Here is a 17550-nt window from a genome sequence, read left to right on the forward strand (position 1 = left end):
CACGCCAATGACTGTTTGGATATACAGTACAGAGTCGCTGGCCTGGGTTCAAGTCGTTACACAGCCCTTGGTCCGATTGTCGACGGACGCTTGGCCTGCAAATTTGTCTCGGGTTCGAGGGGCAGCTCGAGCTCAAACCGCCGACTGACCTCCTTGCGCCCCAATGCCGTCAGCGCCAGCGCCCGACTATCCAGGTCCTGGGTCACCCATCGACGGGTGATTGCCAATTTCAGCAACGCTGCACCCAATGCCCCACCCAGATGTGGCCGACGCATGCTCCAGTCCAGGCATGAACAGGCAAAACGCCGGCGCAGGCTGGACAATTCACCGACCTCGATGCCCAAGCCTGCGAAGGCCTGCTCACCCCGTCCGCTCAGTTGATAACCCTCATCGGTTACCAGCAGCCACCCCGCCGCGAGCATCCGATCATGCATCAGGACCGCCAGAGTGCCGGCCATGTGGTCGTAACAGGTGCGGGCGAACTGCAAGCGATCCGGGGTACGGGGGTTGAAGGTCGGCGGAGCACTCTGGCCGATCACCATCAACGCTTCCAATGCCCGGGCCACGCACGGGTCCGCGAGGCTGTAATAACGATGGCGGCCCTGCACGTGCAAACGCACCAGTGCCAGGTCCTTCAGCTTGGCCAAATGCGCGCTGGCGGTGGACGCGCTGACCTCGGCAATTGCCGCCAGTTCGGTGCTGGTACGGGCGTGACCATCCATCAACGAACAGAGCATTTTTGTCCGCGCCGGCTCTGCGATCGCCGCCGCCACTTGAGAGACGCCGATATCGTGCTGATGTGCGTGCATATTTCGCTCCCGGACGAATCAAGGCTGTTTCGAACTGAAGATAGTAGCAACACTTCCACCCTATCGAACAAGGCTGCGACCCATGGACCCGATCATCGCTGCAACTCATCCCGATCCCTATCCCTACTACGCACAGCTGCGTGCCGAGGGCGGACTGGCATTTCACCAGGGTCTCAACCTGTGGCTGGCCAGCAGTGCCCGCGCTGTGGCGGCGATACTGGAACATCCCGATTGTCACGTCCGGCCAGCCGCCGAGCCGGTGCCCATGGCCATTGCCGGCGGGATGGCAGGTAGCGTTTTCGGGCGTCTGATGCGGATGAACGAAGGCCCAAGTCAGCGCTGCCCCAGATCGGCGATCGAACCGGAGTTGGCCTTGCTCGAAGCCGGTAAAGTGAAGGCGCTGGTGGCTGCGCGGTTCATCACACCTGACGCTGAAGGGCTGCACAATGCCATGTTCCGTGGACCGGTGTGCGTGGTCGCGGTGCTGCTGGGGTTCTCTCCCACCCAGGCCCGGATTATCAGCGAGTTGACGGCCGACTTTGGGGCGTGCCTGTCGCCTCTGAGCGATCAAGCTCAATTGGCAGACGCGCAGATAGCCGCCGAACAACTCAGTGGCTACCTGCTTGAGCTATTGGATGATCCGGACAACCGCAGCACTTTGCTGGGCAACATCCGCCGGCGCTTCGCTACCGAGTCGCCAGACCAGCAGGTGTTGATTGCCAACCTGATCGGTCTGTTCTCTCAAACCCACGAGGCGACGGCTGGCCTGATCGGCAACGCCTTGATTGCGCTGAATCGACACCTGGCGGTGCCACACGAGTCGCTGCAAATGGATGATCTGATCGCCGAAACCCTGCGGTTCGACCCGCCCGTGCAGAACACTCGCCGGTTTGTCGCTGCGGACTGTGTGATTGAGGGGGTGCGTTTGAATGCTGGGGATGTGGTGTTGGTGGTTTTGGGCGCGGCTAATCGGGATCCGCTGTTAAACACGGATCCTGGGCTGTTCATGCTTGATCGCCCGAATCGGCGGAGTTTCACCTTTGGCGTGGGAAGGCATGAGTGTCCCGGGCGGTTACTGGCGTTGGAAATTGCCGCGGCGACCGTGCGGGAGGTGCTGACGACTAACATACAGCTGGGGGGATTGAGGTGGGTGTATCGGCGTTCCTTAAATGGGCGAACTCCGGTTTTTAGCTCGTGAATTTCAGGGCCTAAAGATCGCAGCGTCGTTTCTCTCGGCTGCGCCTACTCGTCCCTGGTCAACACTTCCAGCAATTCAATCTCGAAAATCAGATTCGAATTCGGCGTAATTTTACCCATGGTCCGCTCACCGTAGCCCAAATGCGCCGGCACCAGCAATTTGCGCTTGCCGCCGACCTGCATTCCCATGATGCCTTGATCCCAGCCCTTGATGACTCGACCGGTGCCAATCACACACTGAAACGGTTTGCCCCGACTGTAGGACGAATCAAATTCCGTACCGTCTTCCAGCCAGCCGCGGTATTGAGTGGTGATCAGGGCACCCTTGACTGCCGCCTTGCCGTCACCCGGCTCCAGGTCGATGATCTGTAATTCGTCGTTCATGAATCTTGCTCTGTTAACCGTTAATCAGGGCGTTTTCGCAGAATTTGCCGCCGTTGGCAATCCATTGAACCGAAACAGCCCGGCCCGTTCAGGTGAGTATCGACTCCGTACTCAGAAATGGACGCTCTGATGACCGACTCACCGCGCAGTTTCAGTCCGCCCTACATCCTCAACCGCATCATTGCCCACGGCTCCGAACGGCAGCGTTCCGGTGCGTTGGGCACGATCGAGCAGGCCTACTTCTCCACCGGCGTAATATCCACGATCGTGCCGTTGGTAATCATCACCATCATGTACTTGTCATGCACCTGCACCCACTGCGCTTGCGCTAGCGGGGCTTTCAGACCTTTGGCTTTCCAGTTCTTCAGGGCTTTTTCAGGTCGCTGGTAGATATCCGGGGCGCGGTCGTTGACGTTCAGTTCGCGAGTGTTGGTGGCACTCGGCTGCACGGTTTTTTCAGGGGAGTCATCCGCTTGAACGATGGGACTGATCCCGGCAACGCCAGCGGCAATGGCCAGGGCGGCGATGAGGGTTTTGCTGTTCATGGTTGATCCTCGATAAATGTCGTAGTACCTGAACTCCGACTGCGCGGCTCGAAAATCATTCATTCAGGGCGCGATGATTTGCTGGCACCGGCAAAAATGCTCCATTCATACAATCATGCCAGCCCATGGCTGACGCATCCCGTTACAGGCTTTATCCTTGTCGCCCCCGCCGTACCGAGTTCTGGAGTAAGCCATGCCCCATGAAGGCAACCTGTTGCAAGCCGCTGTCGTTTTTCTGTTCGCGGCGGTGCTGACCGTGCCCCTGGCCAAGCGCCTGCAACTGGGGGCGGTGCTGGGCTATCTGTTTGCGGGAGTGATCATCGGCCCGTCGGTGTTGGGCCTGATTGGCAATCCGCAGAGCGTCAGCCATATTTCCGAACTAGGGGTGGTGTTGCTGTTGTTCATCATTGGCTTGGAGTTATCACCACGAAGGTTGTGGGTGATGCGTAAATCAGTATTTGGCGTCGGCCTGGCGCAGGTACTGCTGACCGGCTCGGTGATTGGCGTGACCGCCTTGTTCATGTTCGGCCAGCCGCTGAACAGTGCCATCGTGCTGGGCCTCGGCCTCGCCCTCTCCTCCACCGCCTTTGGCCTGCAGAGCCTGGCCGAGCGCAAGGAACTGACCAGCCCCCACGGCCGACTGGCCTTTGCGATCCTGCTGTTCCAGGACATCGCGGCGATCCCGCTGATCGCCATGGTGCCGTTGCTGGCGGGCGGCGATCACACCTCCACTGCCGCCGAGGATATCAATCACGGGTTGCGGGTGCTGGGCAGTATCGCGGTGGTGGTGATCGGCGGGCGCTACCTGTTGCGTCCGGTGTTCCGCGTGGTGGCCCGGACGGGGCTGCCGGAAGTGTCCACCGCCACCGCGTTGCTGGTGGTGATTGGCACGGCGTGGCTGATGGACCTGGTCGGCGTGTCCATGGCCCTTGGCGCGTTTCTCGCCGGATTGCTCTTGGCAGACTCAGAGTATCGCCACGAACTCGAAGCGCAGATCGAACCGTTCAAGGGTCTGCTGTTGGGCCTGTTTTTCATCAGCGTGGGCATGGGCGCGAACCTGAGCCTGCTCCTGAGTGCGCCGATCACGGTGCTGGGCTTGACCCTGCTGCTGATCGCCATCAAATTGCCCCTGCTGTTTGTGGTTGGACGGCTGGCGGGTGGCCTGGGCAAGGTCAGTGCTATTCGCCTGGGTATCGTGCTGGCGGCGGGCGGTGAATTCGCCTTTGTCGTGTTCAAGATAGGTCGCGACCAGGGCCTGTTCGAGCCGCGCCTGTACGATTTGCTGGTGTTGACCATCACCTTGTCCATGGCCGTGACCCCCCTGCTATTGCTGGTTTGCGCCCGGCTGGTGAGCCCGAAGGTGCAGCCGGTGATGGTGCCGGAGCAGTTTCGGGAAATCGACACCGACACCCCGCGAGTGGTGATCGCCGGCATGGGCCGCATGGGGCAGATCGTCGCACGGATCCTGCGAGCACAGAACATCAGGTTCGTCGCCCTCGACACTTCAGTGGAAACTATCGAATTGTCTCGCAGCTTTGGCGGAGTGCCAGTGTTCTACGGCGATCCGATGCGCCCGGAAATCCTCAGCGCTGCCAAGGTCGAACAGGCTGAATATTTTGTGATTGCCACCGATGACCCGGACGCCAACATCAAGACCGCCGAGCTGGTCCACAAGCTCTACCCGCACATCAAGATCATCGCCCGCGCCCGTAACCGCCAGCATGTGCACCGGCTGGTGGACCTCGGCGCCGAGGCGATTCGGGAAACCTACTATTCGAGCCTGGAAATGAGCCGCCGCACGCTGGTAGGGCTGGGCCTGACACAGGCCCAGGCCGATGCACGGATTAAACGCTTCAAACATCATGATGAGCAGGTGCTGGAAGCCCAGCATTCGATTTATGACGATGAGGCCAAGGTACTACAGACGGCGCAGGAAGCCAGGGCGGAATTGGCGAAGCTGTTTGAGTCGGATCAGCTGGAGGAGGAGAAATTGGGCAAGGTTTAAGTGCTTCGGCGAATGATGGACCGTTATCTCAAGCAGGCTCACACAATAAAGGAACCCGCAATGGCTGCTGACACACCCGCTCCTGCGCTCAAAGAAATCTTCAACGCCGAGCGCCTCCGGCACATCGCTACCGAGATGAGCGCGGTCTATCCCGAGTTCAACACCAAGGCTTTTCTGAAAATGGCCAACGAAGGCCTCGCAGAGTTATCGATCATGCAGCGCATGGCTCGGGTCAGCGAATGCCTGCACGCGGTACTGCCACTGAGTTACCAGGACTCTCTGACAGTTCTGTGCGCCCTCGCCCCACGCTTGAACAGCGGATTCGTCAGCATTTCATTACCGCATTATGTCGCGACCTATGGTAGCCATGCCTTCGATCAGTCCATGGCGGCCCTGAAGTACTTCACCTCGTTCGGTTCATCGGAGTTTGCGATTCGACATTTCCTGCGCAGCGATTTCGAGCGCACCCTGGCGGTGATGCACCAATGGTCGCTGGATGAAAACGAGCACGTGCGGCGCCTGGCGAGCGAAGGCAGCCGGCCGCGGTTGCCCTGGTCCTTCCGGCTGGAGCGGGTTCAGGCTGACCCGAGCCTGGCAGCGGCAATCCTCGACAACCTCAAGGCCGACAACAGCCTCTACGTGCGCAAGTCCGTGGCCAATCATTTGAACGACATCACCAAGGAGCATCCCGACTGGGTGCTGGACCTGATCGAGGGCTGGTCGCTTGAGAACCGGCACACCGCGTGGGTTGCCAAACACGCCCTGCGCAGCCTGATCAAGCAAGGCAACCGGCGGGCGCTGGCGATCATCGGTGCAGGCGGCAAGGCCGAGGTCGAGATCACTCAGGTACGAGTCGAACCGGCAGTAATCAGGCTCGGCGAGAAGATCACCTTGTCGTTTGCCATGCAGTCCACGGTCGAGCACAGCCAGCGGCTGGTGATCGATTATGCGATCGACTACGTCAAGGGCAATGGCAGCACCTCGGCAAAGGTGTTCAAGCTCAAGGCGCTGACCCTGGCCGGCAAGGCCTGCGAGCAAGTTACGCGCAGCCAACAGATCAAAGAGCTCACCACACGCCGGCATTACGCAGGCAAGCACGCAGTGCACGTGATGGTGAACGGCGAGCGGCTGGCGACAACGGCCTTCGAAATCCTCCCCTGAAACACAAATCCCTTGCAGGCGCGAGCTTGCTCGCAATGAAGGTGAACGACAACGCGCGACAACAGGCTTACCGCTGCGACCTCAAGTCCATCGCGAGCAAGCTTGCGCCTAAATTGCAGGTCAATCCGTGCCCAGCAGCAACCCCTGCTCGCTCTCACACAACGCCACCACGTAGTCCCACAACACCCGCAGCCGCACCGACTTGTGCAGCTCGCGGCGGGTGCTGATCCAGTAGCTGCGCAAAATGCTTTCATCCGGTAGTAACGGTACCAACCCCGGGTCGGCACTGGCCATGTAGCAAGGCAGCACGGCGATCCCCAGTCCCGAGCGCGCCGCCTGTTGCTGGGCAATAACGCTGGTGCTGTGGAAGACCACTTGGGGGTTGCGGCAAAAACTGTTGAGAAACATCAGCTCCTGGCTGAACAGCAAGTCGTCGACATAGCCGATCCAGGCATGCCGGCCGAGGTCTTCGCGGCTGCGCAGCGGCGGTGCGCGATCGAGGTAGTCCTGGCTGGCGTAGAGCGCCAGGCGATAGTCCGTGAGTTTGCGGGTCACCAGCATGTCCGCCGCCGGCCGTTCGAGGTGGATGCTGATCTCGGCTTCGCGGTTAAGGATACTGACAAAACGCGGCACCGCCACCAGCTCCACTTCCAGCCCGGGATAACGCTCGAACAGGCCATTCAAGCGACTGGCGAGGAACACGATGCCCAGTCCTTCGGTCACCCCCACGCGGATTTTGCCGAGGGGCACCGTCGATTGGGTCATTTCTTCCTGGGCCAGCAACGCGACGTTTTCCATCGCCTCGGCATGTTTAAGCAGCGCTTCGCCGGCAGGTGTCATCTGGTACCCCTGGGCGTGCTGGACGAACAGCGCCGTCCCCAGGCTTTTTTCAATGGCTTCGATATGCCGGGCGACGGTGGCATGGGTGGTGTTCAAACGACGGGCCGCGGTGAGCAATCGCTTGCTGCGCTGGAGCTCAAGAAAAAACCGCACGTCATTCCAGTCGAACATCGATCGTCCTCAAGCCGCGCTGTTTAAAAACGCACAGCCGCTGCGCAAAAATTAACATTCTTTAAACGAAAGCTAACAACTAGGATGACTGACAACAAGAACAACAACAATACGAGGTCAGGGATGCCGACTTCCCTTGATGAATACGACTACGTGGTGGTCGGGGCCGGTCCGGCCGGTTGTTTGCTTGCCAACCGACTCTCAGCCAACCCGCAGCATCGGGTGCTGCTGCTCGAAGCTGGCGGTCGCGATAACTATGCGTGGATTCACATCCCGGTGGGTTACCTGTTCTGTATCGGTAACCCGCGTACCGACTGGTGCTTCAAGACCGAGGCGCAACCCGGTCTGCAGGGTCGCGCCCTGAGCTATCCCCGGGGCAAGGTCCTGGGCGGGTGCTCCTCGATCAACGGCATGATCTACATGCGCGGCCAGGCCGGCGACTACGACGGCTGGGCGGCAGATGGCAACCCAGGCTGGAGCTGGAGTGAGGTGTTGCCGCTGTTCAAGAAAAGTGAAGACCACTTTGCCGGCGACTCGCAGTTTCATGGCGCCGCCGGGGAATGGCGGATCGAACGCCAGAGGCTGTCCTGGCCGATTCTGGACGCGTTTCGTAGCGCCGCCGAACAGAGCGGAATTGCCAGCATCGATGATTTCAACCAGGGCGACAACGAAGGCTGCGCTTACTTCCAGGTCAATCAGAAGGCCGGGATCCGCTGGAATGCGGCCAAGGCCTTTCTCAAACCTGTGCGTCACCGGCCCAATCTCACGGTATTGACCGACGTCGAAGTCGATCGCGTACAACTTGAGAATGGCCGCGCCTCAGCGGTCATCAGTCGTTGCCAGGGCCAACCAAGAACCTTCAGGGCTCGCCAGGAGATCATACTGTGCGCAGGCGCCGTCGGGTCACCGAGCATTCTGCAACGCTCGGGCATCGGCTCTCGCCCGCTGCTGCAATCACTCGGTATCGGTGTGGTCCATGAGCTGCCGGGCGTTGGCGGCAACCTGCAGGATCACCTGCAACTGCGGCTGATCTACAAGCTGGAAAACGCCCGCACCCTGAACCAGATCGCAGGCAGTGTGTGGGGCAAGATGGGCATGGGCCTGCGCTACCTTTACAACCGCAGCGGACCGCTGTCGATGGCGCCGAGCCAGTTGGGCGCTTTTGCCCGGTCGGGGCCCGAGCAGACCTCGGCCAATCTCGAGTATCACGTGCAGCCCCTGTCGCTGGAGCGCTTCGGCGAGCCGTTGCACGCCTTTCCTGCCTTCACCGCATCGGTGTGTGATCTGCGCCCCAACAGTCGTGGTCGCGTGGAAATCCGCAGCGCTAATGCCCAGGACGCGCCGCTGATCCAGCCCAATTACTTGAGTCACCCGGAAGATTTGCGGGTCGCGGCGGACGCCATTCGCCTGACCCGGCGCATCGTGGCGGCACCGGCCCTTGCTCACTTCAAGCCGGTGGAGTATCTGCCGGGGGACCGTTTGCAAAGCGAGGAACAATTGCACGAAGCCGCCGCGCGCATTGGCACGACGATTTTTCACCCGGTGGGTACCTGCCGCATGGGCAATGACCGGGACGCAGTGGTCGACGCGCAACTCAAGGTGCATGGCATACCCGGCCTGCGCATTGCCGACGCTTCGATCATGCCCAGAATCACCTCCGGCAACACCTGTTCGCCTACGCTGATGATCGCGGAAAAAGCCGCTGAATTGATCCTGAACCCCGCTACAAGGAGTATCAACACGCCAAAGGAACGGGTCACCACCACCTGAGAATAACCGCCGCGTAGGAGCTGCCGGAGGCTGCGATCTTGTGATCTTAAAAAGCAACAGCAAAAGATCACAGCCTTCGGCAGCGCCTACAGGGGACACATGCACCACCTACATCGAAGTACCGGCACCAGCCCATAAGGCCGGCGCCGACAGTGGAACAACAAAAACAATCACTGTAAGGGATACCGATATGTCAGAACATGTTCAGCCGCTGGAGCCCGTGGGCCGCGCCGAGATTGGTCACGACACCCGCAAGGTCATCTTCGCTTCGTCACTCGGAACGGTCTTCGAGTGGTACGACTTTTTCCTCTACGGCGCTCTCGCGGCGGTGATTAGCAAACAGTTCTTCGCCGGGGTCAATGACACCACGGCGTTCATCTTCGCCCTGATGGCCTTCGCGGCAGGTTTCATCGTGCGGCCATTCGGCGCACTGGTATTCGGGCGACTGGGGGACATGATCGGGCGCAAGTACACCTTCCTTGCCACTATCGTCCTGATGGGCCTAGCGACTTTCTGCGTCGGCCTGCTGCCCACCTACGCCAGTATCGGCATTGCCGCACCCATCATCCTGGTACTGCTGCGCATGCTCCAGGGCCTGGCCTTGGGCGGTGAATACGGCGGCGCGGCCACCTACGTGGCGGAACACGCGCCGATCGGCAAGCGTGGCTTCCACACCAGCTGGATCCAGTCGACCGCGACCCTCGGCCTGCTGCTGTCTCTGCTGGTGGTACTGGGTTGCCGCTACTTCACCGGCGACCAGTTCGAAGTCTGGGGCTGGCGGATTCCGTTCCTGTTTTCCATCGTGCTGCTGGGTATCTCCACCTGGATTCGCCTGAGCCTGCATGAATCCCCCTCATTCGTGAAAATGAAAGAGGAAGGCAAACTCTGCAAGCAGCCGATTCGTGACTCCTTCGGCAAATGGGAAAACCTCAAGGTGGTGCTGATCGCCCTGTTCAGCATCAACGCCGGTCAGGCAGTAACGTTTTATGCGGCGCAATTTTATGTGTTGTTCTTCCTCACCCAGTTCCTGAAGATGGACCCGGCCTTGGCCAACAGCCTGCTGATCATCAGCGTGATCATCGGCGCACCGTTCTTCATCTTCTTCGGCTGGCTGTCGGACAAGGTCGGGCGCAAACCGGTGCTGATGCTCGGCCTGCTGCTGGCCACTGCACTGTACTTCCCGATATTCAAATCCCTGGCGCACTACGCCAATCCGGCCATCGACCAGGCCAGCCAACAGGCGCCAATCACTGTGCTGGCCGACCCGGACACCTGCACGTTCCAGTTCGATCCGGTGGGTAAAGCGAAATTCGACAGTCCGTGCGACAAGGTCAAGACCTTCCTGGTCAAACAGGGCCTACCCTACAGCAGCGCCCCGGCCCCCGCTGGCAGCGCCGTCCAAGTCAGTGTTGGCGACGTGAAGATCGACGGCTATGACGAAGCCGCCCTGCGCGGTGCGATCACCCTGGCCGGTTATCCGTCTCAGGCGGACGTCCAACTGATCAACAAACCAATGATCGTCGCATTGATCGTCGCGCTGATCGTCATCTCCGCCATGTGCTACGGCCCGCTGGCAGCATTGATGGTCGAGCTGTTCCCGACGCGCATCCGCTACACTTCGATGTCCCTGCCTTATCACATTGGCAACGGCTGGTTCGGCGGTTTCCTGCCGACGGTGTCGTTTGCGCTGGTGGTGTACACCGGGGATATTTTCTACGGGCTCTGGTACCCGGTATTGATCACCGGGGTGAGCCTGGTGGTGGGCATGATCTGTTTGCGTGAGACGAAAAACGTCGACCTGGACACCAACTGACAGCAGACGGAAAAAACGCCCCGCACACGCGGGTAATGCTATCCAGTTAAGGCTTTTGTAGGAGCGAGCTTGCTCGCGAAAAACTCATAGACACCGCGTTTAACCAGGCTTAACGCGTTATCGTTGACGTTTTTCGCGAGCAAGCTCGCTCCTACAGTGGTCGGTATTCGTTTAACTGAAGAGTATTTCGTTAACCTGAGCACATGGGTCATCGCAATCACCAGACCGAGGCAGCGTCTTCATGATCATTTCATCTGCGTCCGACTATCGCGAAGCGGCGCGCCGCAAACTCCCGCGCTTCTTGTTCGATTACATCGACGGTGGGGCTTATGCAGAGCATACGTTGCGGGCCAATAGCGCCGACCTGAGCGGCATCAGCCTGCGACAGCGGATTCTCAAAAACGTCGAAACCCTGAGCCTGGAGACGACCCTCTTCGAGCAGAAACTCGCCATGCCAATCGTCTTGGCGCCGGTCGGCCTGACGGGCATGTTTGCCCGTCGTGGTGAGGTACAGGCAGTGAGGGCCGCGCAAAACAAAGGCATCCCCTTGTGCCTTTCCACGGTATCGGTGTGCTCGATCGAAGAAGTCGTCGCCCAGAGCCAACAATCGATCTGGTTTCAGCTGTATGTGCTCAAGGATCGCGGCTTCATGAAAAACGCGCTCGAACGCGCCAAGGCTGCCGGCGTGAAGAATCTGGTGTTCACCGTTGACATGCCGACTCCCGGCGCGCGCTATCGCGATGCACACTCGGGTATGTCCGGTCCGTTTGCGTCGTCACGGCGAATGCTTCAGGCCATGACCCGGCCCGACTGGGCGTTCAACGTCGGCCTCATGGGCCGCCCACATGACCTGGGAAACATTTCCAGATACCTCGGCAAGGCCGTGACCCTCGAGGACTACATGGGCTGGCTGGCCAACAACTTCGACCCGTCGATCAGCTGGAGTGACCTGGAGTGGATTCGCGAGTTCTGGCAAGGGCCGATGATCATCAAGGGCATCCTCGATCCCCAGGATGCCAGGGACGCTGTCAGCTTCGGAGCCGATGGCATTGTCGTATCGAACCACGGCGGCCGCCAACTGGACGGCGTCCTCTCTACCGCCCGGGCATTGCCACCCATCGTGCAGGCCGTGGGGAATGACCTGAGCGTTTTGGTTGACTCGGGAATTCGCTCGGGGTTGGACGTTGTGCGCATGCTCGCACTGGGTGCCAAAGGCGTCCTGCTGGGACGATCGATGGCCTACGCTCTGGCCGCCGATGGTCAGCGCGGGGTGGAAAACATGCTGGATATCTTTGCCCGGGAAATGCGCGTGGCAATGACATTGACCGGGGTGACGTCGATCGATCAGATCGACGAAACCACGTTGGTGCAGGCACAGCTTCTGTAAGACTCTGTTTCGACTGTAGGAGCGAGCTTGCTCGCGAAAAAACCAGAGAACACCCCGGGGTGTCAGCGTCATCGTTGACCACTCTCGCGAGTGAGCTCGCGCCTACAATTGCGCCTCTTAGAAACTCGCTTTCACCGATAACATGAAATTGCGCGGGTCCCCATAATAGTTGCCGAACGCCTCGGTACCTACCGTTGCGTATTAGCGCTTGTCAAACAGGTTGTTACCATTGAGCGCCACCGACCAAGTATCGTCGATGCGGTAGCCGATGCGTCCATTCCAGATCGCGTAACCCGATTGAGTGATTTTGTTTCCCGATGACGGCGACACCCGGAAATTATCACTCTGCGCGTTCACACCCCCGCCAATGGAAAACTTCTCGAGTGCGCCATAAAGTGCGTAGTCCCCCCACATGCGCAACACGTGTCGTGGCACGTAACTGTTGAATGCCGCGCCACTGAGGCTGGTGTCGATGTCATCGAGGGTCTTGGTCTGGGTGTAGGTGTAGCCGGCAAGCAACTGCAGGCGCTCTATCACTTCCCCGCTGATCTGCGCCTAAACCCCTGTGCCCGAACTTTGCCGGCGTTGACGTAGCAGTAGCCATCCGATGACGGGCATGACGAGTTGAAGTCGGTCTGTGCCTGGTCCTTCTGGAGGGTGCGGAACAGGTTGAAGGAGCTGTTCAGGCGACCGTCGAACCAGGCTCCCTTGATCCCCAGTTCATAGCTCTGGCCCACGAGCGGCTTGAGTGCCGAACCGTCTTCGGAGCGGTAATTGCCCTGCGGGGTGAAGATCTCCGAGTAGCTGGCGTAGGCCGTGAGGTTCTCGTTGAGATCCAGGAGGACTCCGGCGAACGGCGTAACCTGACCGGTCTCGGTCGTACTTGAGTGCTCGGAAGTGCCCGAATTGATGAAAAACGAGTCGGTGTCGGAGTCGTACCAGCTCACCCGTCCGCCCACCACAAGCGTTAGGGGGACCTGCCAGCTTCAGACGCAGGGTCGAATAAACGCCCTGCTGTTTGGTGACGGAATTGACCGGGCCACCGCGGGAGGAATTATCGATGAAGTAACTGTCATCCGGCTCCGGAATATGTTTGTCGGGGTTGAACACATTTTGCCGCTGGGGCAGGAAGGCCACGCTATAGAAATCATTTTTTTTCGATCGGCTGGCGTTGAAACCCACCACCAGTTCGTGTTGCTGGCCTAACGCAGCGAACTTGCCATCCACGTAGGCATCGAGTCCGTAATCGACCTGATCGTAGTCATACAGGCTACCCAGCATGCCGGTGGTACCGACACCCGGGGTGACCGCGCCGGAAGCGAAGGCATATTTGATGTCCTGGGTGTTTTTTGTGTAAACGCTGGCAACCTTCAGCGCCCAGTCCTCGTTGATCTGGTGCCTCACATCGCCGAACACCGTGGTGCGCTGGCTACGCCAGGTGTTCCAGGACGGGTCCAGGCATTCGCGACTGATAATTACTCGCATTGTCATGTTTGTAACAGGTAATTGGCAATAGCCATCATCCGCGCCTTTTATCAAACCTCGACATCGAGCAATTCAAACTTCACCTGATCCGGGTAGAACGCGACGTAATCCTTGATCTGTTCGACCGACACCTTGGGATGCTCATAACTCCACACCACATTGGCGCCTTCATGCCCGGGGACCTGCAGGCTGAAATAGCTGGCATCGCCCTTGTACGGGCAGTAACTGGTGTGGTCGGTGCGGGCGAAGTACTTCTCGTCGATGTCTTCACGCGGGACGTAATATACAGGCGGGTAATTGGCCTCCAGCAGCACCAGTGTGCGTGCGGAAGCCGCCACCTGGATTCCGTGAAACTTCACCAGAAGACAGCCCGGTTGTTCTGCAATGGTAATGACAGCAGGGGGGGTTGGCATGGCGTGGATTCCTCTTGGAAGACTTGACTCAATCGGTGCGAAAGCACGTACCCGCAGTGAGCGAGCAGGCTCACGTCGGGCAGCTAAGCATCCTCAAAACCTGCATCAACAGCTATCAGGTATAACCCAAGTTACGCCTGCGCGAGCGCTTCACAGCCGAACGGAAGCATCACTCCAGGCAGTTCGGTGGCGGGTTCGAACTGACGGCAGTCGCGCATGGCAATGACCGGAAACCCACCAACTGTACATCCATACAGATAATGGTTGATACCTCGCCCATCAACCGCCATTCTGTGCACCTCTCGTACATTGAAAAACGATGGTGGTCATGCGGCTGTACCTCTGTGAAAAACCGTCCCAAGCCAAGGATATTGCGGCTGTGCTCGGCGCCCGGCGTCGAGGTGATGGCTGCTGGCTGGGAACGGACGTTACGGTGACCTGGTGCATCGGTCACCTGCTGGAAACCGCGCCACCGGATGCCTACGACGCACGCTACAAACGCTGGGTGCTGGCAGACCTGCCGATCATCCCCGACAAATGGAAGATGACCGTCAAACCGCGCACCGCCAGCCAGTACAAGGCAGTCAAACGGTTGCTGGGCGAGGCCGATGAGCTGGTGATCGCCACGGACGCCGACCGCGAAGGAGAAATGATCGCCAGGGAGCTGGTCGAGCATTGTCGGTATCGCGGGCCGATCCGCCGACTCTGGTTATCGGCGCTGGACGAGGCATCAATCCGCAAGGCGCTGGCGGCACTCAAGCCGGGAGCCGAGACCTTCAGCCTGTACCACTCCGCCTTGGGCCGCTCCCGGGCCGACTGGCTGATCGGAATGAACATGAGCCGGTTGTTCACACTGCTGGGACGGCAGTCGGGTTATCAGGGAGTGTTGCCGGTCGGTCGAGTACAAACGCCGACCCTGCGCCTGGTGGTGGATCGGGATCGCAGCATCGCCGATTTCGTCCCAGTCGCCTATTGGGCCATTGATGTGCAACTGCTGCACGACGGCACTACGTTTACCGCGCAATGGCGCGCCCCCTCCGAGGTTTGCGACGACCAGGACCGCTGCCTGAACCCGGAACTGGCTCGCCAGGCTGCAACAGCCATCGGCAATGCGGCCAGCGCCCGGGTGGTCAAGCTGCGTACCGAGCGCCTGCGTGAAGTAGCGCCCCTACCCTTTGACTTGGGCACGTTGCAGGAAGTCTGTTCGAAGAAACTCGGGCTGGGTGCCCAAGAGACACTCGACATCGCTCAGGCACTCTACGAAACCCATAAAGTCATCACCTACCCGCGCAGCGATTGCGGCTACCTGCCGATCAGTCAGCACAGCGAGGCGCCGGGAATCCTGACGGCGCTGAAACAAGCCGATCCAGGCCTTAACGCGTTGAATGAGCATCTGGAACCACACCGGCGTTCCCGCGCCTGGAACGATGCCAAAGTCAGTGCTCACCACGGGATCATCCCCACGGCAGCAGCAAAAAATCTTGAACGACTGGTCGGCAAGCAAAGGGCGGTGTACACCCTGATTCGCGCACGTTATCTGGCGCAGTTCCTGCCCAACCACGAGTACGACCGGACCCAGGCCGACTTTGATTGCGCCGGCCAAGCGTTGCGAGCGGTGGGCAAGCAGATCGTCGAATCTGGCTGGAAACGCGCTTTGCCTGAAGCCCTGGCCCCGGCCAAGGGCCGTGAAGCTCCGACTCCGCAAACCCTGCCGACACTGGCCGAAGGTCGTGAGTGCAGGGTTGCCGATGTCAAGCTCAAAGACCTCTGGACTCAACCGCCCAAACCTTTCACCGAGGGCGACCTGATCAAGGCGATGAAAAATGTCGCCAAGCTCGTGGAAGATCCACTGCTCAAGCAAAAGCTCAAGGACACCACCGGCATCGGTACCGAAGCGACTCGCGCGTCGATCATTCAAGGGCTGCTCGACCGTGGTTACCTGACTAAAAACGGCAAGGCGCTGGCCGCGACCCCGGCGGCATTCAGCCTGATCGACGCCGTGCCCAGGGCTATTGCCGATCCTGGAACCACGGCGATCTGGGAACAGGCACTGGACATGGTGCAGAGCGGCGAGATGAGCCTGGAAGAGTTTGTCACCAAACAGGCCGCATGGATGAGCAAACAGGTAGCCCGCTGTGCCGGGCTGAGCTTGACCATCAGCGGGCCCGCAAGCCCGGCCGAACGCGGGGCAACGCCGTGGAAAAACAAACGCAAACCCGCTAAGCGCAAAGCTGCGACCGGCACCAGGCGCCCGGCAAAACCAGCGCGCAAAACATGAGGGCACTTCGCACCGACCAAGATGGTCTAGTGTTCTTCAAACCCGGCGCCACTACTCCTATCTGAAAAGGCCTCGAACATGATTATTGTCCATCACTTGAACAACTCTCGCTCGCAACGGATTCTCTGGCTGCTGGAAGAGCTGGGCATCCCGTACGAGCTCAAGCGCTATCAACGCGACCCGCAGACCAACCTGGCACCACCGCAGTTGAAGGCAGTGAATGCCTTGGGCAAATCACCGGTCATCGAAGATGGTCAACAGACGCTGATCGAGTCTGCGGCAATCATCGACTACCTGATTCGACGCCACGGCCAGGGTCGCCTGCAACCTGATCCAGCCACAGCTGCCTACGATCAATACGTGCAGTGGCTGCATTTCGCCGAAGGCTCGGCGATGCTGCCGCTGATGCTGAACCTGTACGTGGGTCGCCTGGGTGAGGCTGGCGCGCCATTGCATCCACGGATCAACTCGGAAGTGGCCAACTACCTGGGTTACCTCGACACAGCGCTCAGCCAGTCCGACTACCTGTTGGGCACTGAATTCAGCGCCGCGGATATCCAGATGAGCTTTATCGGCGAGATCGCCAGGGCGCAAGGCAAACTCGGTCAGTATCCGCACGTGGCCGCCTGGGTCGAACGCTTCCAGAAACGCCCTGCCTACGTTGCCGCATTGAAGACCGGTGGACCGTACGATTTTGCGCCCCACTGATTGATCCAGTCAGGAGCCACACTCAATGCCCTTGATAGAACTGCACGCCGCCCAACGCGACGACCTGGACACCATTGAAAACCTGATGCAGTTCTACCTGTACGACTTCAGCGAATGGCTACCGCTAAAGCTCGCAGGGCACGGCTTCTTCAGTATCCAGCCGAAACTCGAATACTGGAGAAAGCCGGCAACCCAGCCCTTTCTGATCACGGCCGACGGCGAACTGGCCGGTTTTGTGACCGTCGACGACCAGACCCACCTCGATGGCGTGCAGTTGAACCTTGGCTATCTCTTCGTCATTCGACGTTTTCGTGGCCTAGGCGTCGCGAAGTTTGTCGTCTCTGACCTCTTGAGTCGCAACCCGGGCCAATGGCACATTTTCCACATCGACGCAAACCTGCCTGCGCGGCGGTTCTGGGCCCGACTCATACCCATTCTTACCGGCAACCTGTACAGCCTGCACCAGCGACCAGTCGACGGATACCCCTGCACCTTTTACCGCTTTGAAACCCCGCCCCAGTCCGCCGGACCGGTGCACGCCACCTCTCCTTGCTAATATCAAACAGCTTTGTCCGACAATATGT

The 17550-nt window shown here is 59.6% G+C and carries 14 protein-coding genes and 2 pseudogenes; 10 read left to right on the forward strand and 6 right to left on the reverse strand.

Annotated features, from left to right (window positions below):
• Positions 1-56 precede the first annotated feature (56 nt).
• Positions 57-809 (reverse strand): ArsR/SmtB family transcription factor, encoded by a 753-nt coding sequence (locus L9059_RS04160; protein ID WP_247288152.1) that lies wholly within the window; start codon positions 807-809, stop codon positions 57-59.
• Positions 810-891: 82 nt separating this feature from the next.
• Between L9059_RS04160 and L9059_RS04165 the strand changes: the two genes are divergently transcribed.
• Positions 892-2007, forward strand: a complete 1116-nt coding sequence (locus tag L9059_RS04165; protein WP_247288154.1) for a cytochrome P450 — start codon at positions 892-894, stop codon at positions 2005-2007.
• A gap of 44 nt (positions 2008-2051) precedes the next feature.
• On the opposite strand, the gene L9059_RS04170 is transcribed toward L9059_RS04165, so the two are convergent.
• Positions 2052-2390 (reverse strand): FKBP-type peptidyl-prolyl cis-trans isomerase, encoded by a 339-nt coding sequence (locus L9059_RS04170; RefSeq protein WP_247288157.1) that lies wholly within the window; start codon positions 2388-2390, stop codon positions 2052-2054.
• 129 nt (positions 2391-2519) lie between these two features.
• Here L9059_RS04170 and L9059_RS04175 point away from each other — a divergent pair.
• Positions 2520-2618: pseudogene (locus L9059_RS04175) on the forward strand (protealysin propeptide domain-containing protein); the annotation flags it as partial.
• 8 nt (positions 2619-2626) lie between these two features.
• Here L9059_RS04175 and L9059_RS04180 read toward each other — a convergent pair.
• A complete protein-coding gene (locus tag L9059_RS04180; protein ID WP_247288315.1) occupies positions 2627-2935 on the reverse strand; it encodes an RcnB family protein in 309 nt (102 codons plus the stop codon).
• Between the two features lie 193 nt (positions 2936-3128).
• Between L9059_RS04180 and L9059_RS04185 the strand changes: the two genes are divergently transcribed.
• Together L9059_RS04185 and L9059_RS04190 are read left to right on the forward strand one after the other, a co-directional pair.
• Positions 3129-4940: a monovalent cation:proton antiporter-2 (CPA2) family protein gene (locus L9059_RS04185; RefSeq protein ID WP_247288167.1), complete on the forward strand. Its 1812-nt coding sequence runs from the start codon at positions 3129-3131 to the stop codon at positions 4938-4940.
• Positions 4941-5000: 60 nt separating this feature from the next.
• Complete coding sequence (locus tag L9059_RS04190; protein ID WP_247288169.1) at positions 5001-6101, forward strand: DNA alkylation repair protein; 1101 nt, start codon at positions 5001-5003, stop codon at positions 6099-6101.
• A 120-nt stretch (positions 6102-6221) separates the two neighbouring features.
• On the opposite strand, the gene L9059_RS04195 is transcribed toward L9059_RS04190, so the two are convergent.
• Positions 6222-7112, reverse strand: coding sequence for a LysR family transcriptional regulator (locus tag L9059_RS04195; RefSeq protein WP_247288170.1), 891 nt, complete (start codon positions 7110-7112; stop codon positions 6222-6224).
• Between the two features lie 123 nt (positions 7113-7235).
• Between L9059_RS04195 and L9059_RS04200 the strand changes: the two genes are divergently transcribed.
• The 3 genes from L9059_RS04200 (at position 7236) to lldD (ending at position 12082) form a co-directional block, all read left to right on the forward strand.
• A complete protein-coding gene (locus L9059_RS04200) occupies positions 7236-8882 on the forward strand; it encodes a GMC family oxidoreductase (RefSeq protein WP_247288172.1) in 1647 nt (548 codons plus the stop codon).
• Positions 8883-9072: 190 nt separating this feature from the next.
• On the forward strand, positions 9073-10695 hold the full coding sequence (locus L9059_RS04205) for an MFS transporter (protein ID WP_247288174.1): 1623 nt from the start codon (positions 9073-9075) through the stop codon (positions 10693-10695).
• Between the two features lie 241 nt (positions 10696-10936).
• Positions 10937-12082, forward strand: coding sequence for an FMN-dependent L-lactate dehydrogenase LldD (lldD, locus tag L9059_RS04210; RefSeq protein WP_247288184.1), 1146 nt, complete (start codon positions 10937-10939; stop codon positions 12080-12082).
• Between the two features lie 117 nt (positions 12083-12199).
• On the opposite strand, the pseudogene L9059_RS04215 reads toward lldD, so the two are convergent.
• Positions 12200-13543 (reverse strand): annotated as a pseudogene (locus L9059_RS04215) (TonB-dependent siderophore receptor); the annotation flags it as partial.
• A 74-nt stretch (positions 13544-13617) separates the two neighbouring features.
• Positions 13618-13980: a DUF427 domain-containing protein gene (locus tag L9059_RS04220; protein ID WP_247288186.1), complete on the reverse strand. Its 363-nt coding sequence runs from the start codon at positions 13978-13980 to the stop codon at positions 13618-13620.
• Positions 13981-14308: 328 nt separating this feature from the next.
• On the opposite strand from L9059_RS04220, the gene L9059_RS04225 reads away from it, so the two are divergent.
• The 3 genes from L9059_RS04225 to L9059_RS04235 all read left to right on the forward strand — a co-directional run bounded on the left by L9059_RS04225 (position 14309) and on the right by L9059_RS04235 (position 17522).
• Positions 14309-16258, forward strand: coding sequence for a DNA topoisomerase III (locus L9059_RS04225; protein WP_247288188.1), 1950 nt, complete (start codon positions 14309-14311; stop codon positions 16256-16258).
• 78 nt (positions 16259-16336) lie between these two features.
• Positions 16337-16966: a glutathione S-transferase family protein gene (locus L9059_RS04230; protein ID WP_247288190.1), complete on the forward strand. Its 630-nt coding sequence runs from the start codon at positions 16337-16339 to the stop codon at positions 16964-16966.
• A 25-nt stretch (positions 16967-16991) separates the two neighbouring features.
• Positions 16992-17522, forward strand: a complete 531-nt coding sequence (locus L9059_RS04235; RefSeq protein WP_247288192.1) for a GNAT family N-acetyltransferase — start codon at positions 16992-16994, stop codon at positions 17520-17522.
• Positions 17523-17550: the final 28 nt, after the last annotated feature.

The organism is Pseudomonas violetae, from assembly GCF_023072615.1.
In the GTDB taxonomy this organism is placed as follows: Bacteria; Pseudomonadota; Gammaproteobacteria; order Pseudomonadales; family Pseudomonadaceae; genus Aquipseudomonas; species Aquipseudomonas violetae.

Coding starts and splice junctions, on each gene's coding strand:
- L9059_RS04220 (WP_247288186.1), bottom strand. CDS start 13,980: ATGCCAACCCCCCCTGCTGTCATTACCATTGCAGAACAACCGGGCTGT.
- L9059_RS04235 (WP_247288192.1), top strand. CDS start 16,992: ATGCCCTTGATAGAACTGCACGCCGCCCAACGCGACGACCTGGACACC.
- L9059_RS04180 (WP_247288315.1), bottom strand. CDS start 2,935: ATGAACAGCAAAACCCTCATCGCCGCCCTGGCCATTGCCGCTGGCGTT.
- lldD (WP_247288184.1), top strand. CDS start 10,937: ATGATCATTTCATCTGCGTCCGACTATCGCGAAGCGGCGCGCCGCAAA.
- L9059_RS04165 (WP_247288154.1), top strand. CDS start 892: ATGGACCCGATCATCGCTGCAACTCATCCCGATCCCTATCCCTACTAC.
- L9059_RS04185 (WP_247288167.1), top strand. CDS start 3,129: ATGCCCCATGAAGGCAACCTGTTGCAAGCCGCTGTCGTTTTTCTGTTC.
- L9059_RS04230 (WP_247288190.1), top strand. CDS start 16,337: ATGATTATTGTCCATCACTTGAACAACTCTCGCTCGCAACGGATTCTC.
- L9059_RS04195 (WP_247288170.1), bottom strand. CDS start 7,112: ATGTTCGACTGGAATGACGTGCGGTTTTTTCTTGAGCTCCAGCGCAGC.
- L9059_RS04160 (WP_247288152.1), bottom strand. CDS start 809: ATGCACGCACATCAGCACGATATCGGCGTCTCTCAAGTGGCGGCGGCG.
- L9059_RS04170 (WP_247288157.1), bottom strand. CDS start 2,390: ATGAACGACGAATTACAGATCATCGACCTGGAGCCGGGTGACGGCAAG.
- L9059_RS04200 (WP_247288172.1), top strand. CDS start 7,236: ATGCCGACTTCCCTTGATGAATACGACTACGTGGTGGTCGGGGCCGGT.
- L9059_RS04225 (WP_247288188.1), top strand. CDS start 14,309: ATGCGGCTGTACCTCTGTGAAAAACCGTCCCAAGCCAAGGATATTGCG.
- L9059_RS04190 (WP_247288169.1), top strand. CDS start 5,001: ATGGCTGCTGACACACCCGCTCCTGCGCTCAAAGAAATCTTCAACGCC.
- L9059_RS04205 (WP_247288174.1), top strand. CDS start 9,073: ATGTCAGAACATGTTCAGCCGCTGGAGCCCGTGGGCCGCGCCGAGATT.